Annotated in this window: 26 protein-coding genes; 12 read left to right on the forward strand and 14 right to left on the reverse strand. The window is 67.5% G+C overall.

What is annotated here, in order from left to right; genetic code table 11:
- Positions 1-472: 472 nt before the first annotated feature.
- Positions 473-2038: a helicase HerA-like C-terminal domain-containing protein gene (locus tag WMC41_RS05125; RefSeq protein WP_432348266.1), complete on the reverse strand. Its 1566-nt coding sequence runs from the start codon at positions 2036-2038 to the stop codon at positions 473-475.
- An 81-nt stretch (positions 2039-2119) separates the two neighbouring features.
- Entirely contained in the window at positions 2120-2284 is a 165-nt protein-coding gene (locus WMC41_RS05130) for a hypothetical protein (RefSeq protein WP_244769893.1), read from the reverse strand.
- On the opposite strand from WMC41_RS05130, the gene WMC41_RS05135 reads away from it, so the two are divergent.
- A complete protein-coding gene (locus tag WMC41_RS05135; protein ID WP_244769894.1) occupies positions 2283-2672 on the forward strand; it encodes a hypothetical protein in 390 nt (129 codons plus the stop codon). The genes WMC41_RS05130 and WMC41_RS05135 overlap by 2 nt on opposite strands.
- 261 nt (positions 2673-2933) lie before the next feature.
- On the opposite strand, the gene WMC41_RS05140 is transcribed toward WMC41_RS05135, so the two are convergent.
- The 4 genes from WMC41_RS05140 to WMC41_RS05155 form a co-directional block, all read right to left on the reverse strand.
- Positions 2934-4088, reverse strand: a complete 1155-nt coding sequence (locus tag WMC41_RS05140) for an MFS transporter (protein WP_432347218.1) — start codon at positions 4086-4088, stop codon at positions 2934-2936.
- A 72-nt stretch (positions 4089-4160) separates the two neighbouring features.
- Positions 4161-5048: a serine hydrolase domain-containing protein gene (locus tag WMC41_RS05145; protein ID WP_432347219.1), complete on the reverse strand. Its 888-nt coding sequence runs from the start codon at positions 5046-5048 to the stop codon at positions 4161-4163.
- Positions 5049-5165: 117 nt separating this feature from the next.
- The gene (locus WMC41_RS05150) at positions 5166-5999 is read right to left on the reverse strand and encodes an aldo/keto reductase (protein WP_432347220.1); all 834 of its coding nucleotides are present in this window, start codon (positions 5997-5999) and stop codon (positions 5166-5168) included.
- Between the two features lie 122 nt (positions 6000-6121).
- Positions 6122-7315 carry an MFS transporter gene (locus WMC41_RS05155; RefSeq protein ID WP_432347221.1) on the reverse strand — a complete coding sequence of 398 codons (1194 nt, stop codon included), beginning with the start codon at positions 7313-7315 and terminating at the stop codon, positions 6122-6124.
- A gap of 141 nt (positions 7316-7456) precedes the next feature.
- Between WMC41_RS05155 and WMC41_RS05160 the strand changes: the two genes are divergently transcribed.
- Positions 7457-8350, forward strand: coding sequence for a LysR family transcriptional regulator (locus tag WMC41_RS05160; RefSeq protein WP_244769899.1), 894 nt, complete (start codon positions 7457-7459; stop codon positions 8348-8350).
- Positions 8351-8358: 8 nt separating this feature from the next.
- On the opposite strand, the gene WMC41_RS05165 is transcribed toward WMC41_RS05160, so the two are convergent.
- Positions 8359-8751 carry a hypothetical protein gene (locus tag WMC41_RS05165; RefSeq protein ID WP_272804841.1) on the reverse strand — a complete coding sequence of 131 codons (393 nt, stop codon included), beginning with the start codon at positions 8749-8751 and terminating at the stop codon, positions 8359-8361.
- Positions 8752-8959: 208 nt separating this feature from the next.
- Between WMC41_RS05165 and WMC41_RS05170 the strand changes: the two genes are divergently transcribed.
- The 3 genes from WMC41_RS05170 (at position 8960) to WMC41_RS05180 (ending at position 10243) form a co-directional block, all read left to right on the forward strand.
- The gene (locus WMC41_RS05170; RefSeq protein WP_432347222.1) at positions 8960-9562 is read left to right on the forward strand and encodes a superoxide dismutase; all 603 of its coding nucleotides are present in this window, start codon (positions 8960-8962) and stop codon (positions 9560-9562) included.
- Between the two features lie 118 nt (positions 9563-9680).
- Positions 9681-9938: a CopG family ribbon-helix-helix protein gene (locus tag WMC41_RS05175; RefSeq protein ID WP_432347223.1), complete on the forward strand. Its 258-nt coding sequence runs from the start codon at positions 9681-9683 to the stop codon at positions 9936-9938.
- Positions 9935-10243 carry a type II toxin-antitoxin system RelE/ParE family toxin gene (locus WMC41_RS05180; RefSeq protein ID WP_432347224.1) on the forward strand — a complete coding sequence of 103 codons (309 nt, stop codon included), beginning with the start codon at positions 9935-9937 and terminating at the stop codon, positions 10241-10243. The genes WMC41_RS05175 and WMC41_RS05180 overlap by 4 nt, the downstream gene beginning before the upstream one ends.
- A gap of 3 nt (positions 10244-10246) precedes the next feature.
- Here WMC41_RS05180 and WMC41_RS05185 read toward each other — a convergent pair whose 3' ends face one another.
- Complete coding sequence (locus tag WMC41_RS05185) at positions 10247-10945, reverse strand: helix-turn-helix transcriptional regulator (protein WP_432347225.1); 699 nt, start codon at positions 10943-10945, stop codon at positions 10247-10249.
- Positions 10946-11066: 121 nt separating this feature from the next.
- Between WMC41_RS05185 and WMC41_RS05190 the strand changes: the two genes are divergently transcribed.
- The 3 genes from WMC41_RS05190 (at position 11067) to WMC41_RS05200 (ending at position 13297) form a co-directional block, all read left to right on the forward strand.
- Complete coding sequence (locus tag WMC41_RS05190) at positions 11067-11702, forward strand: LysE family translocator (RefSeq protein ID WP_288083651.1); 636 nt, start codon at positions 11067-11069, stop codon at positions 11700-11702.
- A 124-nt stretch (positions 11703-11826) separates the two neighbouring features.
- Complete coding sequence (locus WMC41_RS05195) at positions 11827-12270, forward strand: c-type cytochrome (protein ID WP_244769906.1); 444 nt, start codon at positions 11827-11829, stop codon at positions 12268-12270.
- Between the two features lie 112 nt (positions 12271-12382).
- A complete protein-coding gene (locus WMC41_RS05200; RefSeq protein ID WP_432348268.1) occupies positions 12383-13297 on the forward strand; it encodes a c-type cytochrome in 915 nt (304 codons plus the stop codon).
- Positions 13298-13603: 306 nt separating this feature from the next.
- On the opposite strand, the gene WMC41_RS05205 is transcribed toward WMC41_RS05200, so the two are convergent.
- From WMC41_RS05205 to WMC41_RS05230, 6 genes are all read right to left on the reverse strand, one after another.
- Positions 13604-14188: a DJ-1/PfpI family protein gene (locus WMC41_RS05205; protein WP_432347226.1), complete on the reverse strand. Its 585-nt coding sequence runs from the start codon at positions 14186-14188 to the stop codon at positions 13604-13606.
- Between the two features lie 24 nt (positions 14189-14212).
- Positions 14213-14713 carry a GNAT family N-acetyltransferase gene (locus tag WMC41_RS05210; protein WP_244769909.1) on the reverse strand — a complete coding sequence of 167 codons (501 nt, stop codon included), beginning with the start codon at positions 14711-14713 and terminating at the stop codon, positions 14213-14215.
- Positions 14714-14935: 222 nt separating this feature from the next.
- Positions 14936-15385, reverse strand: coding sequence for a hypothetical protein (locus WMC41_RS05215; protein ID WP_432347227.1), 450 nt, complete (start codon positions 15383-15385; stop codon positions 14936-14938).
- 68 nt (positions 15386-15453) lie between these two features.
- On the reverse strand, positions 15454-17130 hold the full coding sequence (locus WMC41_RS05220; protein ID WP_432347228.1) for an ABC transporter ATP-binding protein: 1677 nt from the start codon (positions 17128-17130) through the stop codon (positions 15454-15456).
- Between the two features lie 486 nt (positions 17131-17616).
- The gene (locus tag WMC41_RS05225; protein ID WP_432347229.1) at positions 17617-19950 is read right to left on the reverse strand and encodes a glucose/quinate/shikimate family membrane-bound PQQ-dependent dehydrogenase; all 2334 of its coding nucleotides are present in this window, start codon (positions 19948-19950) and stop codon (positions 17617-17619) included.
- 446 nt (positions 19951-20396) lie between these two features.
- Positions 20397-21908: a protein adenylyltransferase SelO gene (locus WMC41_RS05230; protein ID WP_432347230.1), complete on the reverse strand. Its 1512-nt coding sequence runs from the start codon at positions 21906-21908 to the stop codon at positions 20397-20399.
- A gap of 156 nt (positions 21909-22064) precedes the next feature.
- Between WMC41_RS05230 and WMC41_RS05235 the strand changes: the two genes are divergently transcribed.
- From WMC41_RS05235 to WMC41_RS05250, 4 genes are all read left to right on the forward strand, one after another.
- Positions 22065-22544, forward strand: coding sequence for a hypothetical protein (locus WMC41_RS05235; RefSeq protein WP_432347231.1), 480 nt, complete (start codon positions 22065-22067; stop codon positions 22542-22544).
- A 137-nt stretch (positions 22545-22681) separates the two neighbouring features.
- The gene (locus WMC41_RS05240; protein WP_432347232.1) at positions 22682-24754 is read left to right on the forward strand and encodes a caspase family protein; all 2073 of its coding nucleotides are present in this window, start codon (positions 22682-22684) and stop codon (positions 24752-24754) included.
- Between the two features lie 70 nt (positions 24755-24824).
- Positions 24825-25088 (forward strand): AbrB/MazE/SpoVT family DNA-binding domain-containing protein, encoded by a 264-nt coding sequence (locus WMC41_RS05245; RefSeq protein WP_244769916.1) that lies wholly within the window; start codon positions 24825-24827, stop codon positions 25086-25088.
- Positions 25088-25447 carry a type II toxin-antitoxin system PemK/MazF family toxin gene (locus WMC41_RS05250; protein WP_244769917.1) on the forward strand — a complete coding sequence of 120 codons (360 nt, stop codon included), beginning with the start codon at positions 25088-25090 and terminating at the stop codon, positions 25445-25447. Before WMC41_RS05245 ends, WMC41_RS05250 begins: the two co-directional genes overlap by 1 nt.
- The last annotated feature ends 16 nt before the right edge of the window (positions 25448-25463 follow it).

Here is a 25463-nt window from a genome sequence, read left to right on the forward strand (position 1 = left end):
AGTGTGTTCGTTCCGATCAGCCCTGCAAACGCATCTGCAGGGCAAGATCAGGACCATGCGTGCGGTTCGGCAGGAAGTCGGTCTTCACGCGCAGCCCTCTGTTACGTGTTGCGAACGGGGGAAGTGGTAGCATTCGCTTGCGGGTTTTGGCAAGCGGAGAGGGGAAAGCACCCCTCTGCCCCGCAGAGCATCTCCCTCCACAAGGGCAGGGCTAACGCCTCTAAAAGGAAACCGTGGCCCCATCCCCTTCTCCCCTGCGGGGAGAAGGTGCCGGCAGGCGGATGAGGGGGATGGCGAAGGCGCAAACGATCCGTCCGAGCCACCCCCTCATCCGACCCTTCGGGCCACCTTCTCCCCGCGGGGGAGAAGGGGAGAATGGCACCGTCGAATTCCATATGCGATGACCTGCCCTCAGGGCAGATGTCCGGCAGGGAAGAGGGGTATCTACCCCATCGGCAGGGCCGAGCAGCGCCTACCGCCGCAAGCTCCCCAGGATGCCGCGCACCAGCGCCCGGCCGAGCGAGGAGGCGACGGTGCGGGCGACCGACTTCATCGCTGCTTCCGCCACGGTCTCGCGCTGGTAGCCGGAGCGCGCCTTCGGCTGCTTGGGGGCGGGCTGGGCGGCGGGTTCGTCGTCGCCGAAGCCGGGCAGGGTCCAGCGGCTGCCGCCGGAGGACTGGGTGCTGGCCTGCTGCTCTTCCGCCTGCTCCTGCGCGGCGGCGGCCTCGGCCGCCTTCTTGGCGCGGGCGGTCAGGATCTCGTAGGCGGATTCGCGGTCGAAATCCTCGTCATAGAGACCGGCGACGGGGCTGACATTCATGATCTCCCTGCGCTCGGCCTCGGTGACGGGGCCGAGGCGCGAGGCCGGCGGGCGGACCAGCGTGCGCTCCACCATCGAGGGCGCGCCCTTGCCCTCCAGCGTCGAGACGAGCGCCTCGCCCGTGCCGAGATTGGTGATGACCTCGGCGCAATTGAAATCCGGGTTGGGGCGGAAGGTGTCGGCGGCAGTCTTCACGGCCTTCTGCTCGCGCGGCGTATAGGCGCGCAGCGCATGCTGCACGCGGTTGCCGAGCTGGGCGAGCACGGTTTCCGGCACGTCGAGCGGGTTCTGCGTGACGAAATAGACGCCGACGCCCTTGGAGCGGATGAGGCGCACGACCTGCTCGACACGCTCGACCAGCACCTTCGGCGCGTCGTTGAACAGAAGGTGCGCCTCGTCGAAGAAGAAGACGAGCTTCGGCTTGTCGGGATCGCCCACTTCCGGCAGCACCTCGAACAGCTCCGAGAGCATCCAGAGCAGGAAGGTGCCGTAGAGGCGCGGGTTCATCATCAATTTGTCGGCGGCGAGCACCGAGATCGCGCCGCGCCCGTCATTGGTGGTGCGCATGATGTCGGAGATCTTCAGCGCCGGCTCGCCGAAGAACTGCTCGGCGCCCTGCTGTTCGAGGATCAGCAGCTCGCGCTGGATCGAGCCGACCGAGGCCTTGGAGATGAAGCCGAACTGGCTGGAGAGCGCCGAGGCGTTCTCGCCCATGTAGTTGAGCAGCGCCTGGAAATCCTTCAGGTCGAGCAGCGGCAGGCCGCCCTGGTCGGCGATCTTGAAGGCGATGTTGATGACGCCTTCCTGCGCGTCCGTCGCGTTCATCAGGCGCGAGAGCAGGAGCGGGCCCATCTCGGAAATGGTGGTGCGGACGCGGTGGCCCTTCTCGCCGTAAAGGTCCCAGAAGATCACCGGGAACTGCTGGAATTCGTAAGGCGTAAGGCCGATCTGGTCGGCGCGCTTCTGCAGGAAGTCCTTGGCCTCGCCGATGGCGCCGATGCCCGAGAGGTCGCCCTTCACGTCGGCGCAGAAGACCGGCACGCCCGCATTGGAAAAGCCCTCGGCGAGGATCTGCAGCGTCACCGTCTTGCCGGTGCCTGTGGCCCCCGTCACGAGGCCGTGGCGGTTGCCGAACTTCAATTCCAGATATTCCGGCTTGTTGTTGGTATCGTCCGGCTTGCGGCTGGTGCCGATATAGAGTTTTCCGTCCTGAAGAATGGATTCCGTCACGTTGAAACTCCTTGGCGCCGTTCTGACCCGATCGCTGCCGGCGGGCAGATCGCCGCGCCGGGCAGGTTTTCATTGAATCGTCTCAGGCAGGTTATAAGGATAGTCCGGCACGGGAACAACACGCTTTGAAGGGGTGCCTGCCCGCGTGTCGAAGGCCCGCGCAGCCGGCTTGAGTTTGCCGGACAATTCATTTACCTTGACGTTAACGTCAATTCCTTTCGGAGGGTTTTCCATGAACGAACTCGTCACCCGCGTTGCCGATGCCGTCGGTATCGACGCCGCCCTGGCGGAAAAGGCCATCGGTATGATGCTCGGCTTCCTGCAGCGCGAGGCCGCCGACGGCCCGGTCGCCCGCATGATCGAGGCCATTCCTGGCGCGTCCGAACTGGTCGCCAAGTACAATGGCGAAGGCGCGGGCGAAGGCCTGCTCGGCGGGCTGATGAGCGCGATCGGCGGCGGCGGCGTCATGGGCCTCGGCCAGCAGCTGATGAGCCAGGGCCTCGGCATGGGCGAGATCACCGGCCTTGCCAAGGAAACCATGGCGGTCGCCCGCGAGCATGCCGGCGCCGAGGTGGTCGACGAAGTCGTCGCCTCCGTACCGGGCCTCAGCCAGTTCGTCTGATCGGGCCACTGTAAGCCCGACCCGACAAGGATAGGGCAGGAGCGTCACCTATTGCGATACCCCCCTCTGGCCTGCCGGCCATCTCCCCCTCAAAGGGGGGAGATTGGCAAGACGTGCAAACCTAGCTTGATCAGCACCGTTGAAGAGAGGCAAAGCGTTGCTCCATCCGATCTCCCCCCTTGAGGGGGAGATGGCCGGCAGGCCAGAGGGGGGTGTCGCAATAGGCAACCTCACCTGTGCCGGCAGATAGAGGAAACGTCCCTACCGCCGCCGCGCGATCATCAGCGCCGCGGTGAAGAGCGTCAGCCCGATGCCGACGGAGAGTGGGCCGGCCTTCGGCCCGCCGGCCTCCATGATCGCGCCCGTCAGGGCCGAGCCCGCGCCGCTGCCCGCCGCATAGGCGAGCGCGAAGGCGGCGGCGCCGGCCACCAGCATGGCGCTGCTGTAGCGCTCGCCGAGCATGGTCAGCGCGCAGGTATAGAGCGAGAAGGTGGCCGTGCCCATCAGCGCGAAGACCGAGAGGATGGCGACTTCCGACTGCATCGAGGGCAGGATGAGATAGCTCGCCGCCGCGACGACGACGGCCGCGAGGGCGACGCGTTCGCGCGGCAGCTTGTCGAGCAGGAGGCCGATGAAGGGCTGGGCGATCGCCGTCGGCAGGGCGAGCACCGTCACGCTGATCGCCGCGAAGGCCTCCGTATGCCCCATCTTCACGAAATAGACCGGCATGGCCGAGATGGCCGCGATATCGGCGAAACCGAAGGCGAAGACCATGCCGACGAGCAGCGGCGCGGCCTTGAAGAAGCGGAAGACGTCGCCCGTCGAGGAGGGCTCCGGCACCGTCCTGGTCGAGAACATCAGCATGGCGGTCGCAAAGGCGACGATGGCGAGGTAGACGGCGGTCAGCGCGAAACCGAGCCCGCCCTCGCTGCCGAGGAGCGGAATGGCGAGCGGCCCGGCGGCAAAGCCGGCGCACATGCCGGCGCCGTAGATGCCGGAGACCCGGCCGCGCAGCCGGTCCGGGCAGGCGGCGTTGAGCCAGGCCTCGCCGAGCATGAAGATGAGGCTGGCGAAGAAGCCGAGCAGGAAGCGGGCGAGGAACCAGACGGCGAAGGAGGACGACGCCGCGAAGGTGGCAAGGCACAGCGAGCAGCCGACGAGGCTGGCGATGATCAGCCGGTCGGCCCGCCAGCGCGCCGTCAGGCTGCCGAGCAGCAGCGTCGAGGCGGCAAGGCCGGCGGCGAAGGCGAGCGCATTGACGCCGATCAGCGCCGGGGAGAAGCCGCGCGCTTCCAGCGTCAGCGAGATCAGCGGATAGGTGAGCCCCTGCGCCACGGAAAAGGCGGTGACGCCGAGAATGACGGCGGCAATGGCCGGCCAGTCCGGCGAGAAGACGGTTGAGGATGAGGACTGCATGAAGGGCTCCCGGCGCCGCGTCGGGCGCGCACCCTCCATATCGGATCGGGACCCTGTTTGGGAAGGGGCGGCTCAGGCGATGGTGCGGAGCAGGGCGCGCAGGATCCTCCCCATCTGCGCATGGCCGATGCCCTTGTCGACATCCGCCGCCCGGTGCACCACGACGAGGCCGAGCGCCTCGATGACGATGATGTACTGGCCGCCCGCGCCGCTGGCATAGAAGACCGGCCAGTCCGTGGAAAGGTCGTCGCCCGGCGCATTCGCCTCCGCCGTCCACCAGAGATAGCCATAGCCGCGCCCGCCGCCGAGATCGGTCAGCGGCCGCGTGCTCTGCGCCACCCACGTTTCCGGCACGACCTGCCGGCCCTCCCAGCGGCCGCCTTCGAGGAAGAGCACGCCGACCCGCGCCAGGTCCCGGCCGGAAAGACGCATCTTGTAGACGGGATGGCGCGATTGCGGGCCGGGAACATCGAAAACGTCCTCCACCGCGAAATCCTGCATCTGAAGCGGTCCGGCGACATATTCCTGGAATGCCCCGGCAAGCGTGCGGCCGGTCTGCTGCCGGTAGATCGTGCCGAGGGCGTTGAAATCCCAGTTGTTGTAGTACCAGAACGTCCCCGGCGCATGGCTGCCGCGCGCAGGCCGCCCCGGCTCCATGCCGTAGACGCAGGGGTGGTAGATGCCGGAGCGGGATTTCAGCAGGTCCGCGACGGTCGCCTGCTTCTCCTGCGGCGTCAGCGGCGTAAGATCGTCGATGCCGAGATCGCCCAGCGTGGCGTCGAGGTCGATTTCGCCGGCCGCGACGGCGATGCCGTAAAGGATGCCGATCAGGGATTTGCGCACCGAGGCGACGCTGGAGCGGTGGGCATGGAAGCCGCGCGCATAGACCACCTCGCGGCCCCGGACGGCGAGCAGCGCCGTCGAACCGCCGGCGGCGAGCAATGTCTCGAGGTCGTCCAACAGGGCCTCCCGGCGGATGGGGAATCGGAGACCAAGTCTGGCATGACGGCAGGAGCGTGGGGAGGCTTTTGTGTGAAACCCTCCCGCGGCCCGCGCCGCAGGAGGGGCGAGGAATTGTCAGGCGGCGCGATCCCAGGCCGGGGCGAGGCCGTCGGGGCTGACGATGCGGCCGTCCGGGCGGGCAAGCCGGTGGATGCGCATCATCTCGTCCGGTGACAGCACGAAGTCGAAGACGGCGAGGTTCTCGGCGATCCGGCTTTCGGTCGCCGTCTTGGTGAGCGCCACCACGTCGGGCTGCTGGATCAGCCAGCGCAGCACGACCTGCGCCGCCGATTTCCCATGCGCCGCGCCGATCTCCTTCAGCACCGGATCGTTCGGCACCTTGCCGTCGGCCATCGCATAATAGGCGGTGAGCGCCATGCCATAGGTCTCGGCCGCTTCCAGCACCTTCATCTGGTCGAGATAGGGATGGTATTCGACCTGGTTGGTGGCGAGCGGCGCGGTGCTGAGGCGCACGGCCTCGGCCATCAGGGCGCTGTTGAAGTTGCTGACGCCGATATTCCTCGCAAGGCCGCGCTCGCGCACGGCGTTGAGCTCGCCGATCTGCGCCTCCAGCGGCACCGTCTCGTTCGGCCAGTGCAGGAGGAGGAGGTCGACATGATCGGTCCTCAGTTTCTTCAGGCTCTCCTCCACCGAGGCGGCGAACCTGTCCCGGCCGTAATTGTCGACCCAGACCTTGGTGGTGAGGAACAGGCTGTCGCGCGCAATGCCGGATTTCTCGATGGCCGCGCCGACGGCGGCCTCATTGTCGTAGATCTGGGCGGTATCGATATGGGTGAAGCCCTCGGCGAGTACCTTCGGCAGGATGGCGAGGACTTCGGGTTCCGGCATGCGGAACGTGCCGAAGCCGAGCTGAGGGATGTGGGCGCCATTGGCGTTGACGGTTTTCATGACATTCTCCTTTCAGGTTGGGGGCCCGCCGGAGCGCAGGCAATTCCAGCAAATCTGCGTGGCGGTTTTGCGTTCGGAACTGCCGGGAATGAGGCGGTAACGCCCCGGCGGGGGCAAGGGTTTCAGGCCGGCTGGCAGGCGGCGTCCGGCCGGGCGCGCTCGCGCCGGTCGAGCGCGCCGCTGAGAAGCGTCAGGCCGAGCGCGGCGGCCACGAGGACGGCGCCGACTGCGGGCGTTGCGCGAAGGCCGAGCGGCGAGGCGACGACCAGCCCGCCGATCCAGGCGCCGGCCGCGATGCCGAGGTTGAAGGCGGCGATGTTGAGCGCCGAGGCGACGTCCACGCCGGCCGGGCGATGGCGCCGCGCCATGTCGACGACATAGAGCTGGAGGCCGGGCACGTTGGCGAAGGACAGGAAGCCGAGCGCGGCGAGGGTGACGAGCGCGAAGGCCGGGGCGGGCGCCGTGAAGGTGAAGAGGACGAGCACGGCGGCCTGCAGCGCGAAGAGCACGACGAGCGCCTTCACCGGATCGCGGTCCGCCACCTTGCCGCCGACGATGTTGCCGAGGGCGATGGCCGCGCCATAGAGCACGAGCACGAGGCTGACCGTGCCCGCCGAAAGGCCGGTGACCTCCTGCAGCAGCGGCGAGAGGAAGGTGAAGGTCACGAAGGTGCCGCCATAGCCGAGCGCCGTCATGGCGAAGACGGTGATGAGGCGGCCGGAGCCGAGCACGCGCACCTGCTCCACAAGGCCCGCCGGCTTTTCCCGGCGCAGGTTCGACGGCAGCAGGAGGGCGATGGCGGCGAAGGCGACAAGGCCGAGCCCGGCGACGGCCCAGAAGGTGGCGCGCCAGCCGAAGCTCTGGCCGATGACGGTGCCGAGCGGCACGCCGGTGACGATGGCGACGGTGAGGCCCATGAACATCATGGCGATGGCCGAGGCGCGCCGGTCGGGCGAAACGAGGTCGGCCGCGATGGTGGCGCCGACGGAGAAGAAGACGCCGTGCGCGAAGGCGGAGAGCACGCGGCCGGCCAGAAGTGCGCCGTAGCCCGGCGCGAGCGCCGCCAGCGCATTGCCGGCGACGAAGAGCGCCATCAGGCAAAGCAGCAGCGGCTTGCGGCCGAGCCGGCCGGTGAGGGCGGTGAGCACGGGCGCGCCGAAGGTGACGCCGAGCGCGTAGACGGAAACGATGAGGCCGGCGAGCGGCAGGGTGATGGCAAGGTCTGTCGCGACGGTCGGCAGCAGGCCGACGATCACGAATTCGGTGGTGCCGATCGCATAGGCGGCGACCGTCAGGGCGAAGAGGGCAAGTGGCATGGCATATCCCCGCGTCCGGCTTGAAGCGGACGGCTTGGCTGGGTTGCGTTTCTGGTTCGCCGCGGAATATGGCACCCGACCACTTGCGTGTTAATCCGGTCAAGTGGATAAGAATATGTGAATTGAATTCAAAGGTGGCGCATGGACAACCGGGCCGGCGAAATGGACGTCTTCGTGCTGGCGGCGGAGCTGAAGAGCTTTTCGGCCGCCGGCCGCAAGCTCGGCCTGTCGCCCTCGGCGGTCAGCAAGCTCGTCACCCGCATCGAGGATCGGCTGGGCGCGCGCCTTCTCGTGCGCACCACGCGCCGGCTGGAGCTGACGCCGGAAGGGGAGGTCTATCTTGGCCGGGCGCGGCGCATCCTGGCCGAAATCGCCGAGACGGAGCGCATCGTGGCGGCGGGCGCGCGCGTCGTGCCGCGCGGGCCGCTGAGGGTCAATGCCTCCGTGGGCTTCGGCGAGCGCTACATCCTGCCGCTGGCGCCGGCCTTCCTGTCGCTCTATCCGGAGATCGAGCTGGACCTGACGCTGACCGACGGCGTGATCGACGTGATCGGCGAGCGCGCCGACGTCGCCATCCGCTCCGGTCCCTTGCGCGATTCGTCGCTGAAGGCGCGCAAGCTGCTGGAAAGCCGCGAGGTCGTCATCGCAGCGCCCGCCTATCTCGCCCGCGCCGGCACGCCGCGGCACCCGGACGAGCTCGCCGCCCACAATTGCCTGCGCTTCAACTTCCGCCGCAGCATGGCGGGCTGGCCGTTCCTGTCCGGCGACGGCAAGGCGGTCGAGATGCGCGAGGTCTCCGGCAACATGCTGGTCTCCAGCGGCGCCATCCTGCGCCAGCTCTGCCTCGACGGCCTCGGCATCGGCCGCATCGGCCGCTTCCATGTCGAGGAGGACATTGCGGCCGGAACGCTGGTGCCGTTGCTTGAGGACTACAATCCCGGCGAGGTCGAGGTCGTGCATGCCGTCTTTGCCGGCCACGAGCACCTGGCGGCCCGCATCCGGGCCTTCATCGATTTCCTCGCCGGGAATATCTGAGGGGCAGGTTATTCCTGCCCGGCCTCGTCCACCGTCTTGTTGTCGCCCGTCTTGGCCCGTTCCGCCGCCGCCGCCTCGCGCTCGCTTTCGCGCACCACATGCAGGAACTCCGCGGCGATGGGCGGGGAGACCTCCACCGTCTTCTTCTCCTTGTCATAGACGCAGAGATAGGTGATCTGGCTCTTCGATTCCGGTGAAAGCCCCTCGATCGCGGCAAGGCCGAAGGACTGCGTGCCCGTCGGCTCGACGAAGACGTTCGGCGTGCCAAGCGCTTCCGGCAGGCTCGCGAGGCAGCTCTTCTCCACATCGGCGCGGAATTCCTCCCATGCATCGGGCGAGGAGGCATGGGCGAGCGGGGCGGCAAGCAGGAGCGGAAGGGCGGAAAGCAGGCGAAGATGCATGGACAGGCTCCGTGTCGGGGGTGTCGGACAAAATGTTTCAGATCGAATCCGGTTCCATTTGTCATTGATCCGACACGGGAAACGGGAAGGATTTTGTCGCATGTCAGGAAAAATTGGAACCCGGGCGGTTGCCTCTTCCGGTTGCCGCTCCTATGTTCCGCTCACGGATTTCATTGAAAAAATTCCGTCGCCAAGAGGAGACACCACGATGGCTTTCGAACTTCCGCCGCTTCCCTACGATTACGATGCGCTCACGCCCTTCATGTCGCGCGAAACGCTCGAATATCACCATGACAAGCACCACAAGGCCTATGTCGACAACGGCAACAAGCTGGCCGAGGAAGCGGGCCTTCAGGACCTCTCGCTGGAAGAGATCGTCAAGAAGTCCTACGGCACCAACCAGGGCCTCTTCAACAATGCCGGCCAGCACTACAACCACATCCATTTCTGGAAGTGGATGAAGAAGGGCGGCGGCGGCAAGAGCCTGCCGGGCGCCCTGCAGAAGGCGATCGACAGCGATCTCGGCGGCTATGACAAGTTCAAGGCCGATTTCGTCGCCGCCGGCACCACGCAGTTCGGCTCCGGCTGGGCCTGGCTCTCCGTCAAGGACGGCAAGCTCGCCATCTCCAAGACCCCGAACGGCGAGAACCCGCTGGTGCACGGCGCAAGCCCGATCCTCGGCGTCGACGTCTGGGAGCACTCCTACTACATCGACTACCGCAACGCCCGCCCGAAATACCTCGAGGCCTTCGTCGACAGCCTGATCAACTGGGACTACGTCCTGGAGCGCTACGAAGCCGCCACGAAGTAAGGCGTTTTTCGCTTCCGAGTTCAGGAAACCCCGGCTGGAAACGGCCGGGGTTTTCCATGCCTTGGATATGGCGTGCCATTTGTGCTAGGATGTACACAAGCGAACACAGGTGGCGGGTATGGGCAGCACGACGATGACGATCCGCGTCAGCGCGGACCTCAAGGAAAAACTCGACCGGCTGGCCGCGGATACGCGGCGCAGTCGGTCCTTCCTCGCCGCCGAGGCGGTCTCCGCCTATGTCGCCCGCGAACTTGCGATCGTCGAGGGCGTCAATCAGGGCCTGGAAGACGTTCGCCACGGGCGCACGGTTTCCCATGAGGAGGCCATGTCCGAACTGGCATCCCTCATCGACGCGGCTGAGCGCGATCGCCCGTGAAGCGGCCTGTCCGCTGGTCGCTATCCGCTCTCGACGATCTCAAACGGCAGGTAAGCCATATCGCGCGCGATGATCCCGCGGCCGCCCGTTCGGTCGCCAGCCGCATCGATGCTGCCGCCCTCCTGCTCGGCGAGCGGCCCATCGGTCGGCCGGGACGTGTCGGCGGAACCTATGAGAAATCCGTGCGCGGGCTGCCCTATATCATCGCCTATGGCCTCGAGATGAAGGACGGCCGGGAAACGCTGTTCATCCTCCGCGTCATCCATGCGGCCCGCAACTGGCCGGCGGAGGAATGGCCGGAATAGGCCTTACCCCGCATCCCGCCGGTTCTCCGCCCAGCCGGAAATCCAGAGCTGCCGCAGCCTGTCGCCATCGCCTCGGAAAAGCCGGCCCGTCGTTTCGCAGGCCTCGACCCGGTCGGCGCGGAAATTGCGGATGGCCGCGCGCAGCTCGCACCAGGCGACGATGTTGGCGGTCTCGGAATAATAGATGAGGGCGATGGGGCGGATGGTGCGCTCGCTGGCGCGGCCATATTCGTCGCGGTAGTCGATCAGCAGCGTCTCCTCGTCGCGGATCGCCCGGCGCACGGTGGCAAGGTCGATCCCCTCGGGCTGGCGCGGCGTCGTGTCCCAGGCGTGCAGGGCGCGGGCGGAGAGCGTCTGGCGCAGCGGCGGCGGCACGGCGCCGGCGATCTTGTCGCCGACCCGCCGGGCGGCGGCCTTCAGCTCCGCGTCGCCGGTGCGCTCCAGAAGCGCCAGCGCCAGCACCACGGCCTCGGTCTCCTCGATGGAGAACATCAGCGGCGGCAGGTCGAAACCGGGGCGCAGGATGTAGCCGATGCCCCGCTCGCCCTCCACCGGCACGCGCATCGCCTGCAGGGCGGCGATGTCGCGGTAGATCGAGCGCACTGTCACCTCCAGCCGCCCGGCGACCTCGGCCGCCGTTATCGGGTGGCGGGCGAGGCGCAGGATCTGGATGATCTCGAAGAGCCGCGAAGCCTTGCGCATGGTCGTTCCCCTCACAACTGACACAACCCTGTCAGTTGGTCCTCGCTATAGCACGCTTCAAGCGCTTGAAACACAAGGAGGCAGCGGGCTTCCGGGCGCATATCGGCAATGGACAACTGACATGACCTACAGCGAAAACCTCTGGCTTTTCTTCCTGCTCGTCTCCGGCATCATCATCGTGCCGGGCATGGACATGGTCTTCGTGCTGGCGAGTTCCCTCTCCGGCGGGCGCAAGGCGGGGCTTTCGGCGACCTTCGGCATCATGGCGGGCGGCCTCGTGCACACGCTCTATGCCGCGCTCGGCGTCGGCATGCTGCTGCATTTCGCGCCGGGCCTCTTCAACGGCCTGCTGCTCCTCGGCGCCGCCTATGTCGCCTTCATCGGCTGGCAGCTCTTCCGCTCCTCGATCGTCGTCGATGCCGTCGGCAGCCTCGACCGGCGCGGCCTTGCGACGCGCTTCCGCCAGGGCGCGCTGACGAGCCTGATGAACCCGAAGGCCTATCTCTTCATGCTCGCCGTCTTCCCGCAGTTCCTGCGCCCGGAATTCGGCCCGCTCTGGCGCCAGACGCTCGTCATGCTGGCGATGATCTGGGCGACGCAGCTTGCCGTCTATGGCGGCCTTGCGCTCGCCGCCGCCCGCAGCCGCGATGCGCTGACCGGCAGCCCCGCCGCCACCCGCCTCATCGGCCGCGCCGCGGGCGTGCTGCTCGTGGCGATCGCGGTGGTTACGGTGTGGCGCGGCTGGGGCAGCGTGTGAAAGGCGCAACATTCTGGTTCTCAAAAATATTTTACTTTCCTCGACTTCCCAAAATGCAAAGATGCCCGCGCATCGTAAACCGGCGGCGCGGCGCAAGCCGCCCGCCAGCAACCGGGAGAACCCGATGAAGTTCAGGACTTTGGCGGCCGCGGCCGCGCTTGCGGTCATCGGCGCAGGGGCCGTCGTGGCGGCGGACGAGCCGCAGGTCGTCCGCCAGGAGATGATGAAGAAGGTCGGCGGGGCCATGGGCGCGCTTGCCGGCATCGCGAAGGGCGAAAAGCCCTATGACGCGGACGTCGTCAAGGCGTCGCTGACCACCATGAGCGAGGTGGGGAAGGCCTTCCCGGACCAGTTCCCGGCCGGTTCCGAGACGGGCAACGAGACCGAAGCCAGCCCGAAGATCTGGGAGGCGATGGACGACTTCAAGGCCAAGGCCGCCAAGCTCGGCACGGATGCCGACACGGTGCTCGCCAGCCTGCCGGCGGACCAGGCGGCCGTGGGCGCCGCGCTCGGCACGATCGGCCCCAATTGCGGCGGCTGTCATGAGGTCTACCGCGTCAAGAAGTGACCGCGGTAGGCCATCCCACCCGAAACGAACGCAGACCGCCCCGGCGACCGCCGGGGCGGCAATCCATGTCCGGATGCCGCGGTGGCGGGGCTCGCGCGGCTGGCGAGAGGCAATTCTCATGGCACTCAAGAAACTTCTCGGCGGGATCGTCGTGCTGGGCGCGATCGGCGCCGGCGCCTTCCTCTTCATCACCGCGCCGGAGCGGCTGCCGGCCGAGACCTGGGCCGCGGCGGGCGAGCCGGACCTGGCGAACGGCGAGCGCATCTTCCATGCTGGCGGCTGTACGAGCTGTCATGCCGCGCCGGGCGCGGCGGAGGACCAGAAGCTGGTGCTGGCGGGCGGCCTTGCGCTGAAGAGCCCGTTCGGCACCTTCCACGCGCCGAACATCTCGCCCGACGAGACGGCCGGCATCGGCGCCTGGACGCTGGCGGAGTTCGGCGACGCCATGAAGCGCGGCACCGGCCGCGACGGCGAGCACCTCTACCCGTCCTTCCCCTATGCCTCCTATGCGCGCATGACGGTGAAGGACATCGCCGACCTCTACGGCTACCTGAAGACCCTGCCGAAGAGCGGCAATGTGGCGCCCGGCCACGACCTGCCGTTCCCGTTCAACATGCGTCTCGCGCTCGGCGGCTGGAAGTTGCTCTATCTCGACGAGGCGCCGCGGGTGGCGCTCGCAAGCGCTGACGAGACCGTCAGGCGCGGCCAGTATCTCGTGGAAGGGCCGGGCCATTGCGGCGAGTGCCACACGCCGCGCGACGTCCTCGGCGGGCTGAAGACGGATCTGTGGCTGGCCGGCGGGCCGAACCCGGAAGGCGAGGGGCGCGTGCCCAACATCACGCCGGCCGAGGGCGGCTTCGGCAGCTGGAGCGCGGGCGACATTGCCAGCTATCTCGAAACCGGCTTCACGCCGGAATTCGACAGCGTCGGCGGCGCCATGGTGTCGGTGCAGAAGAACATGGCGCTGCTGCCCAAGGAGGACCGCGAGGCGATCGCGGCTTACCTGAAGGCGATCCCGGCCCATTGAGGCGGGGGTGCCCCCCGCCTTGGCGTGATCGGACAGGATGTGAACCCCTCCTATATGGGCAGGGGCTAACGCATATGGGGTTCGACGGTGCCACACCTCCCCTTCTCCCCCGTGGGGAGAAGGTGCCGGCAGGCGGATGAGGGGGGTGGCGAAGGCGTAACCGATCCGTCCGAGCCACCCCCCTCATCCGACCCTTCGGGCCACCTTCTCCCCACGGGGGAGAAGGGGAGGTGTGGCAGCGGTCTCCTTCCTAATGCGATCGCCCTGCCCATATGGGGAGATGATGCGGGCCGGGGATAGAGGCGGTCACGCCGGCGCCTTGCGGTGCTCGTCGCCATACATCGCGAGATAGCCGGACAGGTCGGCGGAGCCGAGGCCGATGGCGTCGAGGATTTCCCGCGCGAAGGAGACGGGGGCCGCGCCCGAGGCGGTGATGACGGCGCGGTCGCTGACGGCCTGAGGCTGGTCGCGGTAGAGCGCCGCCCCGCGATAGCCGGGCACGACCTGCGGCAGCTGTCCGCGATAATTGCCGGTATGCGCCCGGTCGTCGAGCAGGCCGAGGCGGCCGAGCGCCAGTGTCGCATCGCAGATCGCGGCGACCGGCTTGCCCGCCGAAACGAAGCGCGCGACCGGAGCCGAAAGGTCGGGCGCTTGGCCGGATTGCCAGATCGTGCCGCCGCACAGCACCAGCACGTCGAAATCGCCGGGCGCGGCGTCCTCCGCCCTGCCGGCGGACCTTATGGAGACGCCGCCGAGCGAGGTCACGTCCGCGCCGCCGGGTGTCAGGACCACGGTCTCGGCCCCGCACTCGCCCCGCGCCGTCGCCATCAGCAGCCCGCATTCCCAGTCGGCGTAGCCCTCGGTCAGCACGATGGCCAGTCGCTTCGCCATGTCGATGTCCTCCTCAACCTATTGTCAGCCCAGGGACTGGACATAGCGCATCCCGGTGACCGGGCCAGCCCGGAAGTTCATCTGCTCGTAGAAGCGGTGGGCGCCGAAATTGCCGGTCGCCGCGCTCACCGAGAGGTAGCCGCAGCCGGCGATGCGGGCGTGCTCGCGGGCGCGGGAGACGAGGTGGCGGCCGATGCCGTGGCCGCGATGGTCCTTGCGCACGAAGATCTGGTGCAGCTCCATGCCGCGCAGGCCTTCCAGCGCGCGGTACATCGGCACGAGAAGGGCGTAGCCGATCAGCCGGCCGCCGGCCTCGGCGACGAGCGCGGTGATCCAGGGATGGGCGCCGAAGAGATCGCGGTCGAGATCGGCGGCGGAGACCTTCGCCGTGTCGCCGTGGCATTCGGCATGCAGGGCGATCATGTCGAGGATCTGCTGCAGGTCGCCCGGGCGCGCGGCGCGGATGGTCAGCATCGGCGGGCGATCGAGGGCGGCGGGGTCGAGTTTGATGACGGTATTCTGCATTTCGGGCTCCTGGGATTTTGTGCCATCAGGTGCCAGAAACAACAAAGCCGCCTGATGGCGGCTTGTTGACATGATCGAACAGCCGCTCCTTATCGGAACAGCCAAAAATACGTCGCGGCGATGTGCGTGTTCTTGATCATGGGCGCGATATTCTCGAAATCGCGCCGTTTGTCAATCGGGTTTCGTCGGCGTCTGCAAAAAGCGGCGTGAAAGCGGGGGCGCTCAGGCCCCCGCTTCCTCCGTGCCGGCCGCGGATTGCCCTTCCGCCGTGCCTGCCTGCCGGGTGTCGTCGATGCCGAGCTGCTCCTTGATGGCGCGGCGGATGTCTTCCTCGATCGCCGAGCGTTCCTCCTCGGGAAGCTGCGCCAGGCTCTCCTCCGTGAGGCCGAGGGCCTCCAGCATTTCCTTGCGCAGCCGCTCGGCCGGCGTCATCCTGGAGAGCTCCAGGAATTCGGACGTCAGGCTGGCGCTCTCCGTCTCGGCCTTGTCGAGCTTGGCCTGGGTCAGCCACAGCGCATTGGCAAGGCCGGAGGGGATCGGCGCCGTGGGGCTGACGGTCGGGATGTTGCGCCCTGCCGTGCCGCCGCCCGTGCTGTCGTTAAGGCTTTCCCCGCTCGTCGCGCGCGGCCTGCCGTAGGTGTAGGCGGAAAGCATGCTGCCGTCGATCTTCATGGAGGGGCCCTTGAGCGTGCGTCGCGGGAACCAGTACCGGTTGCAGCTTTTGCGAGCCTTGCCGCCCTTTACACGTCGCTTTCGATGCGGCCCGCGCCGAGCCGCACGACATGGTCCTGAGGCGCGATCACGCTTCTGCGGTGGGTGACGGCAAGGATGGTCACGTCGCCGGCAAGGCCGCGGATATGCTGCATGATTCCCGCCTCCGTCGCTTCGTCCAGCGCCGAGCTCGCCTCGTCGAGGAAGAGGAACTGCGGATCGGCATAGAGCGCGCGGGCAATGGCGATGCGCTGCCGCTCGCCGCCGGAAAGCTTCATGCCCCGTTCGCCGACCTTTGTCTCGAAACCGTCCGGCAGGCCGTCGATGAAGGCAAGGATCGCCGCTTTTTCCGCCGCGCGCCGCAACCGCTCCGCGTCGAAGGCGCGGCCGAGCACGATGTTGACGGCGAGTGTGTCGTTGAGCAGCACCGCGTCCTGCGGCACGATGCCGACGGCGCCGTACCAGTCGCGCTGGCAGACGCCGTTAAGATCGATGCCGTCGACGGTGATGCGCCCCGCGGCGGGGCGGATGGATTTCAGCGCGAGGCGCAGCAGCGTCGACTTGCCGGAGCCCGTCTCGCCGACGAGATAGGTGATGCGCCCGCGCGTTGCGGCAAAGCCGATCTTCTCGACGCCGCGGCCGTTCTCGTGGGCATAGGAGACATCCTCGAAGGCGAGGCGGCCGGCCTTCGGCGAAAAGCCGCCCGATGTGCCCGTGTCCGGCTCCTCGGGGGCGGCCCAGATGCGCGCGAGCGGCAGCAGCGAGGCGCGGGCGCGCACCACGTTGTCGAGCGCATGGCCGATCATCTCGAAGGGCTGGTTGAGCTGCAGCAGCAGCGTGTTGAACAGCACGATGTCGCCGACGCTGAGATCGCCCGCCCGGTAGCGCGGCAACAGCAGGAGGAAGGTGACGACGAACTGCACGGCGAGCCCGGCGCCCATCAGCGACGAATAGCCGATGCGCCGGCGGCAGAAGGCCGCCCAGCTGTCGCGCTCCTCGCCGGCCTTTCCGGCAAAGCGCGCCTGCATCCAGCCGTGGCTGCCGAAATGGCGCAGCGTCTCCATGGCCGTCATGGCGTTGCCGATGAACTTGGCGTTCTCCTGTCCGGCCTCGATGGCCGCGTCGAGATATTTTCGCGTGCGGTGGTTGGCGATCGCCGTCAGTGCGATGAAGCCGCCGCCATAGGCGACGACGATCAGCGCGACCTCGATGTCGATCGTCGCCCCCAGCATGGCGATCGCCAGCGTGATCTGCGTGACGCCGGGAATGAAGACGATGAGGGCGAGCTGCACCAGCGTCATCATCGCGCCCTGGCCGCGCTGTCCGGCGCTTTCGATCTCGGCCGGGTTGTGCTCGGCGAAGAAGGCGGCCTCTTTCTTCAACAGCCGCTCGAACAGGCTGGTGCTGGCGATGAAGCTCAGGTTCTCCGCGCTCATGTAGGAGAGATACTGCACCATGTGCTGCAGGGCCGCGGCCGTGCCGATGAGCAGCGCATAGACGACGAGGCCGGCCGCCAGCATCTCGGCCATCCGGTCGGCGCTCATGGCGTCGATGAGGCGCGAGAAGAGATAGGGCGCGGCGATGGAGGCGATCGCCGAGAGGAAGACGATGACCGAGACGAGCGCCAGCAGGCCGCGCGAGGACCGCCAGTAATTGGCAAGGATGATCTTCACCGGCGCGGCGATCAGCCGCCAGTCGTCTTTCATGGCGAATCTCCCGGGGAGGATTTTTGGAGGGCTGCATCATGGGAAAGGCGGGATGGGGAGGCAACCCCGCAATGATCGCCCTTTTGCCGGGCACTATCTTCCTCCGCGCCACCCCCCTCTGCCCTGCCGGGCGTCTCCCCCTCAAGGGTAGGCGAATTGCATATGACAGCACGCTGCTGCCTTCCCCTTCTCCCCCGCGGGGAGAAGGCGGCCCGAAGGGCCGGATGAGGGGGGCTTGCACACCGTCTGACGTCTGCGCCACCCCCTCATCCCGCTGCCGCGACCTTCTCCCCGCGGGGGAGAAGGGGCAAGACGCGTCGCCTCATTCCATATGCAATTCGCCTGCCCTCAAGGGGGAGATCGGCAGGTGGTGGGACCTTTGCTCATATCGAGCCGTTGGAGATGGGCGAAACCGCGCTCCATCCGATCTCCCCCCTTGAGGGGGAGATGCCCGGCAGGGCAGAGGGGGGTCGGTACGGCGCCCCGCTACGGCAGCGTATAGGCGATGACGTAGTCGCCCGGCTTGGTGCCGACCGAGCCGTGGCCGCCGGCGACGATCAGCACGTACTGCTTGTCGCCGATCGTGTAGGTCATCGGCGTGGCCTGGCCGCCGGCCGGAAGGCGGGCTTCCCACAGCTGGCGGCCGCTCGTCAGGTCGTAGGCGCGCAGGTAGTCGTCCACCGCCGCGCCGAGGAAGGCGACGCCGCCCTTGGTGATGATGGGGCCGCCGATGCCCGGCACGCCGACCTTGAAGGGCAGCGGCAGCGGCGTCATGTCCATGACCGTGCCGTTCTTGTGCTTGTAGGCGATCTCGCCGGTGGCAAGGTTCGCGCCGGCGACATAGCCCCATGGCGGCGCCTGGCAGGGAATGCCGAGCGGGCCGAGGAACGGGCCCATGAACACGCCGTAGGGCGCGCCCTCGTTGCGGTTGAGGCCCTGCTCGGAGCCCTTCTCGTCCTGGCCCTTCGGCGGGATCTGGTCACGCGGCACGAGGCGGGAGGTGAAGGCGAGGTAGGTCGGCATGCCGAACATCACCTGCCGCTCCGGATCGACCGCGACGGACCCCCAGTTGAACGTGCCGAAATTGCCGGGATAGACGAGCGTGCCCTGCAGCGAGGGCGGCGTGTAGCGGCCCTCGTATTTCAACGACAGGAAATCGATGCGGCAGGCGAGCTGGTCGAACATCGTCACGCCCCACATGTTCTTTTCCGTCAGCGGCGGCGGCGAGAAGGTGAGGTCGGAAATCGGCTGGGTGGGCGCCGTGAAATCTTCCGGGATCGCCCCGGTCGGCGCCGGTATCTCCTTGACGGGGATGATCGGCTCGCCGGTGCGCCGGTCGAGCACGTAGATGTCGCCCTGCTTGGTCGGGCCGACGAGGGCGGGAATGGTGGCGCCGTCCTTCGTGATGTCGATCAGCGCCGGCTGGGCCGGCACGTCCATGTCCCACAGGTCGTGGTGCACCGTCTGGCGCACCCAGCGCACCGCGCCCGTCCCGATGTCGAGCGCGACGATGGAGGACGAGTATTTCTCCACATGCTCGCTGCGGCCCATGCCGAGCTGGTCGGGCACGCGGTTGCCGAGGGGGATGTAGACGAGGCCGAGCGCGTCGTCATAGCTGAAGACGGACCAGGAATTCGGCGAATTCACCGTATAGACCTGCCCCTCGGGCAGCGGCGTCGTGACGTCGGGATTGCCGGAATCCCAGTTCCAGACGAGGGCGCCGGTATTGACGTCGAAGGCGCGGATGACGCCGGATTGCGACTGGGTCGAGTAGTTGTCGTTCACCGCGCCGCCGATGATGATCTTGCCGTCGGTGATGACGGGCGGCGAGGTGGAATAGTAGTAGCCGGCCGGGTTGTAGGGCATGCCCTGTTCGAGCTGCAGCACGCCGTTCTCGGCAAAGCTCGTGCAGACGTCGCCGGTCGCCGCGTCGAGCGCGATCAGCCGGGCGTCCGAGGTCGGCAGGTAGACGCGGGCGGCGCAGGTGGCGCCGGCGGTCGCGGCCGGATCGGCATAGTAGGTCACGCCGCGGCAGGTCTGGTGCTGGCGGTCCGGGTTCATGCCGGAGTTGGAATCGTACTTCCATTTCTCCTTGCCGGTCGCCGCGTCGAGCGCGATCGCCCAGTTGTGCGGCGTGCACATGTAGAGCGTGTCGCCGATCTTGAGCGGCGTCACCTGGTAGGTGGTCTCGCCGACGTCGTCCGGCAGCTTCACGTCGCCGGTCTGGTATTGCCAGGCGACCTTGAGCGTGCCGACATTGTCGGTGTTGATCTGGTCGAGCGGCGAATAGCGCTGGCCGTATGGCGTGCGGCCGTACTGGTGCCATTCGCCGGCCGGCACGTCGCCGCCGAGGGCGGGCGTGGCGTTGACGACGTCGGTCGGCAGGCTGCCGGCCACGTCGTGCGGGTCCTGCGTCATCGCAAAGCCGGCAACGCCGATGGAGACGAGGACGGCAACGGCGAGCGGCAGGGCCGAGGCCGGGTAGGGCGTGCCGGTGGGGCTGGAAAAGCCGAGCGGGCGGCGGATGGCCGGCAGCATCAGCCACAGGCCGATGAGCACGATGACGCCGCCGCGCGGGCCGAGCTGCCACCAGTCGAAACCGACCTCCCAGATCGCCCAGCCGAGCGAACCGAGGATGACGAGGGCATAAAGCCAGAGCGCCGCGCCGGAGCGGCGCAGGAGCAGCACGGCCGTGACGAGGAAGGCAAGGCCGGTGACGAGATAGTAGGGGCTGCCGCCGAGCGACAGCAGCCACCCGCCTCCGCCCGTCAGCACCAATCCGATGATGGCGATGAGGGCGGCGGTCAGCGTGAGCAACATGGGGATCTCCGTTGGTGCTGCCGGCCGGGAGGAGGCCGACAAGACGTCCGGCTCAAGGAGGGACGACGGAGAAATTAGGGCAGAACCGTGGCGCTTCAATCCCGGGAAAAGGGGAGGGAGAAATTATACTATTCCACTCATGTTTTTGGGGCGAGGCCCAGGGAGCTTGCCCCTCACCCTAACCCTCTCCCCGCAAGCGGCAGGGCTACCGCATAGGGAATGCGGCATCACCGCTCTTCCCTTCTCCCCCGCGGGGAGAAGGTGGCCCGAAGGGTCGGATGAGGGGGTGGCTCGGACGGATCGTTTGCGCCTTCGCCATCCCCCTCATCCGCCTGCCGGCACCTTCTCCCCGCGGGGGAGAAGGGGATAGGGCAACGGTTTCCTTCCATAGGCGATGCCCGGCGCACAAGGCGGGAGGCGCCGGAAAAAGGGTGTAGTTTGCCCCCTCACGTCCCGCAGAAGGTCGCGGTGATCTCCTCGCCGGGCTTCGGCGGCACGGCATAGGCGGCGAAGGCCGGCTGGTCCTCGTAGGGCCGCGCCAGCACGTCGTTCAGCGCCGTAAACAGCGAGAAATCGCCATGGTCGACCGCCGCCGCCAGCGCCTCCTCGACCTTGTGGTTGCGCGGGATGAAGGCGGGATTGACGCGGCGCATCGCCGTAGCGCGCGCCTCGGCCGTCCCGGCTTCCCGCGTCAGCCGCGCGCGCCAGAGGGCAAGCCAGGGCGTGAGCGCGCCGGGCGTTTCGAGGAGGTCTTGCAGCGCGTCGTCCGCCGCCGCGCCTTCGGCCGCGTCGGCAAGGCGCCGGAAGGCGAGCGTATAGTCGGCCTTCTGCTCGTAGAGCGTCACGAGCAGGTCGCGGATCAGGCCCTGGTCGTCGTCCTCCTCATGCGCGCCAAGGCCGATCTTCGCCCGGATCACCGCCTTCCAATGCGCCTGGAAGCGCTCCATGAAGCGGCCGACCGCCGCATTCGCCATCTCCACCGCCTTGTCCTGGTCGTCGGAAAGAAGGGCAAGCAGCGCCTCGGCGAGACGCGCGATGTTCCACTGGCCGATCATCGGCTGGTTGCCGAAGGCATAGCGCCCGTTGCGGTCGATGGAGGAATAGACGGTGCGCGGGTCGTAGCGGTCCATGAAGGCGCAGGGGCCGAAATCGATCGTCTCGCCCGAGATCGTCATGTTGTCGGTGTTCATCACGCCGTGGATGAAGCCGACGCCGAGCCACCGGGCGATCAGCGAGGCCTGCCGGTCGGCGACGGCGTCCAGCAGCGCGAGATAGGGCTGCTCCGCGCCCTTCAGCGCTGGATAGTGCCGGTCGATGACATGGTCGGCGAGCACGCGCACATTGTCCGTGTCGCCGCGCGCGGCGAAGAACTGGAAGGTGCCGACGCGGATATGGCTGGCGGCGACGCGGGTGAAGACGGCGCCCGGCAGCACGCGGTCGCGATAGACCGGCTGGCCGGTGGCGACGGCCGCCAGCGCCCGCGTCGTCGGAATGCCGAGCGCATGCATGGCCTCGCTGACGATGTATTCGCGCAGCACCGGCCCGAGTGCCGCCCGCCCGTCGCCGCGGCGCGAATAAGGCGTCTGGCCGGCGCCCTTGAGCTGGATGTCGCGCCGCCGGCCGTCGCGGTCGATCACCTCGCCGAGAAGGATCGCCCGCCCGTCGCCGAGCTGCGGCACGAACTGGCCGAACTGGTGGCCGGCATAGGCCATGGCGAGCGGCAGCGAACCGGGCAGCGCCACGTTGCCGGAGAAGTAACCCGCGCCGTGCCGCTCCAGCGCATCCGCATCAAGGCCGAGATCCCCGGCAAGCGCCCGGTTGAACGCGACGAGCCGCGGCGCCTCCACCGGGCTCGGATCGACCGGGGCGAAGAAGACGTCCGGCAGGCGCGCATAGCTGTTGTCGAAGGCAACGGGCCTGCCGTCGTCGCCGTGCTGCGGGTTGGTGGCGTTGCTCATGGCATCCTCTTGCGGCGTTCGCGTCTCGTTTCCCTATAGGTAGCGACAAGCGGCCGGATTGAAAGGGCCGGCGGCGGGGCGCTCGCTTGCCGGCCCCTTTGCGCGGTGCTAGCGTCCGGGAAAAGCCATGCCGGTTCAACAGTCGGGGTTCTACAGATGCGTGCGCTCGCCGTCCTTTTGCTGTTCCCGTCCGTCGCCTTCGCGGAAACCTGCGGCGCCTGGAACGCCGGCATTTCCGAGGAGGAGGAGGGGCCTGTCATGGTGGCCTCGGTCTGCGTGGGGACCGGGACGCGGGAAAGCAACCTCTTCCTGAAATGCGGCCCCGAAGACCGGCTCAGCCTGCGGTTCCTCGCTGCCGCGGCGCTGGATTTCCCGCCGGGCGACGGCGGGGACTTCTCCAGCCCGCTGCGCCTTTCCGTCGATGGCGAGGCCTTCGACCGGCCGGCGCATTTCGAGGCGATGGACGGCGCGATGGTCAGCGAATTCCCGATAACCGGCCCGCTGGTCGACCGCCTCAAGGCCGGCAGGGCGCTGACCATCGCCTATCCGGCAACGACATTCGAACCGCTCGCCTTCCCCCTCACGGGGTCGAAGGCGGCGATAGACAAGCTGGCGGCGGCCTGCGCCGGCTCCTGACGCCCGTCGCCGGCCGGCATGGAATTTCACGGCCTTCTGAATAAGCGGGCGGCACCGTCCGTCCCCTTCTTCAGGCATGCATTGGTGAGCGAATGTCCGGTTGCCGGCGAGCCGGGACCGTGTCTCGGGAGGGTATCGTGCAGCGGAATGTCCATCGGTGGGTCGCGGCGCTTGCCGCCTGTCTTCTTCTCCTCGTCGCGCCGGCCGCCGTCGCCGCCGAACGCTACGCGCTCCTCATCGGCAATGCCGAATACGAGGACGCCGAGCCGCTGGAAAATCCGCTCAACGACATCGACCTCGTCGGCGAGGCGCTGGAGCGGGTGGAGTTCGACGTGACGCGCGTCACCGATGCCGACCATCTCGGCATGCTCTCCGCGCTCAACAATTTCACGCGGCTGGCGGAGAAGGCGGAGGACCCGGTGCTCTTCGTCTATTTCTCCGGCTATGCGGTGCAGATCGACGGCGACAATTTCCTGCTGCCGGTCGATGCCTCCGGCCGCACCGTGACGGGCCTGCGCAACCGCTCGCTGCCCGTCTCCGAGATCACGAAGACGCTGCGCGGGCTCGGCAAGGGCCTCAAGGTCGTGCTCTTCGACGCGGCGCATGAAAACCCGTTCCTCACGCTGCGCGACATCCCGGACGGGCTTGCCGAGCCGAAGGACGCCGGGGACGTGCACTATGCCTATGCCGCCGCGCCCGGCACCGCCTACGACTACGAGGGAACGCCGATCAGCCCCTTCGCCTCGGCCTTCGTCGATGCGATCAGCATTCCCGGCATCGTGCTGGAGGAGGCCTTCCGCAAGGTGAGCGAGATCGTCAAGGAGCGCAGCAAGGGCCGGCAGGAGACCTGGCAAAGCGATGCCGACTACGGCAAGTTCGCCCTGAGCCCGAAGGACGACAAGGTCGACGAGGCCGAGATCGCCTTCTACGAATTCGCCGCGCTCGCCGACAACCGCGAGGCCTACGACCGCTATCTCGGCCGCTATCCCGAGGGCGTCTTCGCCTATGTCGCCAAGCGCAAGATCGACCTTCTCGCCGGCCGCTTTTCCCGCGACCACGAGGATGGCGGCGAGATGCCCTATCTGACGGTCTCCAACGACCGGCGCGATCCGTGCGGGCGCATCACCTTCGGCGATTACGCGCAGGATCGGCGGCTCTCCGACATCTACAAGGACGGCCAGTTGGTGCTGATCGACGTGCGCTTCTGGTATCCGCCGGAAGGCTGCGACTATCTCTCCTACTTCACGACCGTCTATTCGCACGAGCGGCTGCGCAACGTCATCACCGCGGCGAGCATCCCCGAGCGGCGCATCTATGTCGGGAGCCGGGACGATCTCAGCCCCAGCGAGGAACGCGCGATCTACGACTATTTCGACGAGGATCGCCGCGGCTACGCGCAATCCCTGATGTTCCGCGCGATCAACGAGGAACGCCGCCACAGCCTCGGCGTCGCGATCAAGACGCCGGACGACAGGGCCCGCGAATATGTCGACGAGGTGGAATGCGGCGACGGGTGCCTGCGCGTGCGCGGCCTCGTGCGCCTGCGCGACAACAGCGTGCGCGCGCTGGAGGACTACGAGTTCGACTTCGTCGACGTGCGCCGCCTCGGCCTTTACGACAAGTACCGCGCCGCGCTGCGCGACTTCCCGGAGGACGAGCATGCGGGGAGCAGTGATGCCGCCCTGGGTGTGAAGGCGGACGATTATGCGGCGGCGGGCGGCGCCGTGAGCCACGAGACGAACGCCTATGGTGAAACCGCCGCCTCCGGCCATGACGACGGCTACGGCAAGGACGCCGATCCCTACCGCGCCGTGCGCACGGTCGGCGGCTGGGAGGTCGTCGCCGACTTCTCCGGCGACCGCCGCTTCCTGAACTGCCGCGCCACGCGCCGCGGCGAGGGCGGGCGCCACGCCGCCTTCCGCTGGTACGACGACGGCCACGTCACCTTCGGCTTCCAGGACACGGCCTACGACTACCGCGACGACTACACGAGCGATGCGCGATACTGGATCGACGACGGCGAGGGCTACGACATCAAGGGCAAGGCCTACGGCCGCCAGGAGATCGCCTACGACCTCGGCCGCGACCGCTCGGTGATCGACGCGCTGAAGCGGGGCAACCACATCCGTATCGGCGACGTGCGGACGAGCCTGAAAGGATCCAGCGCCATGCTGAGCGATCTGCAGGCCTGTGTGGGGGCGTTCCGGTAGGGGCGTCGCCTGCTCTTGCGGTGGGCCGAGTATGTGCTATTTTCGTAGCACATACTCGGAGATGCCCTGCATGAGCAATACAGCGAAAATCCGTCGGCAAGGCGGTGCGACCGTCTTCAGCATTCCGCCTGCGCTTCTGAAGATGCTCGGTGCCGAAGTCGGCACGGAACTGACCTTGACCGTTGACAACGGCTCGCTCATCGCGACGCCTGCCCAGCCCCGCAAGCGATACACGCTGGCACAGCTTCTGGAAGGAGCTGACGAAATGGCCGACCTGAACAAGCAGGCCGCTGCCTGGCAGGGCGGTTCCCGTGTCGGCAATGAAACATTCTGATGGTCCGCAGCAACATCCCGAAGCGTGGTGATGTGTTCATCGTCGACCTGAACCCGGTCGTCGGGAACGAGATGAAGGACGAACATCGCTGCGTGGTGATCACGCCCCGCGAGATCAACGCCGTCGGCATGTGCCTCGTCGTTCCCATCACGACGGGCGGTGCATTCGCCCGTAGGGCAGGCTTGGCGGTGAACATTTCAGGCCACAGGACGACGGGCGTTGCGCTTTGCAACCAGGTACGCGGGCTGGATATCGTCGAGCGCGTGAAGAACAGGACCGCCCGCTTCGTCGAAACGCTGGACAGTTACACGACAGATGAGATCGCCGCCCGCGTGGTGAGCATGATCGACCCCGCATGAGGCATCCCGCGGGCGA

The sequence above is a fragment of the Shinella yambaruensis genome, from assembly GCF_050859155.1.
Classification (GTDB): Bacteria; Pseudomonadota; Alphaproteobacteria; order Rhizobiales; family Rhizobiaceae; genus Shinella; species Shinella yambaruensis.

Excerpts from the sequence above, each read along its gene's own strand:
- WMC41_RS05150 (WP_432347220.1), bottom strand. The coding sequence starts at position 5,999 with ATGAAAACCGTCAACGCCAATGGCGCCCACATCCCTCAGCTCGGCTTC.
- WMC41_RS05140 (WP_432347218.1), bottom strand. The coding sequence starts at position 4,088 with ATGCAGTCCTCATCCTCAACCGTCTTCTCGCCGGACTGGCCGGCCATT.
- WMC41_RS05245 (WP_244769916.1), top strand. The coding sequence starts at position 24,825 with ATGAGCAATACAGCGAAAATCCGTCGGCAAGGCGGTGCGACCGTCTTC.
- WMC41_RS05165 (WP_272804841.1), bottom strand. The coding sequence starts at position 8,751 with ATGCATCTTCGCCTGCTTTCCGCCCTTCCGCTCCTGCTTGCCGCCCCG.
- WMC41_RS05230 (WP_432347230.1), bottom strand. The coding sequence starts at position 21,908 with ATGAGCAACGCCACCAACCCGCAGCACGGCGACGACGGCAGGCCCGTT.
- WMC41_RS05235 (WP_432347231.1), top strand. The coding sequence starts at position 22,065 with ATGCGTGCGCTCGCCGTCCTTTTGCTGTTCCCGTCCGTCGCCTTCGCG.
- WMC41_RS05225 (WP_432347229.1), bottom strand. The coding sequence starts at position 19,950 with ATGTTGCTCACGCTGACCGCCGCCCTCATCGCCATCATCGGATTGGTG.
- WMC41_RS05220 (WP_432347228.1), bottom strand. The coding sequence starts at position 17,130 with ATGAAAGACGACTGGCGGCTGATCGCCGCGCCGGTGAAGATCATCCTT.
- WMC41_RS05175 (WP_432347223.1), top strand. The coding sequence starts at position 9,681 with ATGGGCAGCACGACGATGACGATCCGCGTCAGCGCGGACCTCAAGGAA.
- WMC41_RS05195 (WP_244769906.1), top strand. The coding sequence starts at position 11,827 with ATGAAGTTCAGGACTTTGGCGGCCGCGGCCGCGCTTGCGGTCATCGGC.
- WMC41_RS05210 (WP_244769909.1), bottom strand. The coding sequence starts at position 14,713 with ATGCAGAATACCGTCATCAAACTCGACCCCGCCGCCCTCGATCGCCCG.
- WMC41_RS05155 (WP_432347221.1), bottom strand. The coding sequence starts at position 7,315 with ATGCCACTTGCCCTCTTCGCCCTGACGGTCGCCGCCTATGCGATCGGC.
- WMC41_RS05135 (WP_244769894.1), top strand. The coding sequence starts at position 2,283 with ATGAACGAACTCGTCACCCGCGTTGCCGATGCCGTCGGTATCGACGCC.
- WMC41_RS05190 (WP_288083651.1), top strand. The coding sequence starts at position 11,067 with ATGACCTACAGCGAAAACCTCTGGCTTTTCTTCCTGCTCGTCTCCGGC.
- WMC41_RS05250 (WP_244769917.1), top strand. The coding sequence starts at position 25,088 with ATGGTCCGCAGCAACATCCCGAAGCGTGGTGATGTGTTCATCGTCGAC.
- WMC41_RS05185 (WP_432347225.1), bottom strand. The coding sequence starts at position 10,945 with ATGCGCAAGGCTTCGCGGCTCTTCGAGATCATCCAGATCCTGCGCCTC.
- WMC41_RS05205 (WP_432347226.1), bottom strand. The coding sequence starts at position 14,188 with ATGGCGAAGCGACTGGCCATCGTGCTGACCGAGGGCTACGCCGACTGG.
- WMC41_RS05170 (WP_432347222.1), top strand. The coding sequence starts at position 8,960 with ATGGCTTTCGAACTTCCGCCGCTTCCCTACGATTACGATGCGCTCACG.
- WMC41_RS05130 (WP_244769893.1), bottom strand. The coding sequence starts at position 2,284 with ATGGAAAACCCTCCGAAAGGAATTGACGTTAACGTCAAGGTAAATGAA.
- WMC41_RS05215 (WP_432347227.1), bottom strand. The coding sequence starts at position 15,385 with ATGAAGATCGACGGCAGCATGCTTTCCGCCTACACCTACGGCAGGCCG.
- WMC41_RS05160 (WP_244769899.1), top strand. The coding sequence starts at position 7,457 with ATGGACAACCGGGCCGGCGAAATGGACGTCTTCGTGCTGGCGGCGGAG.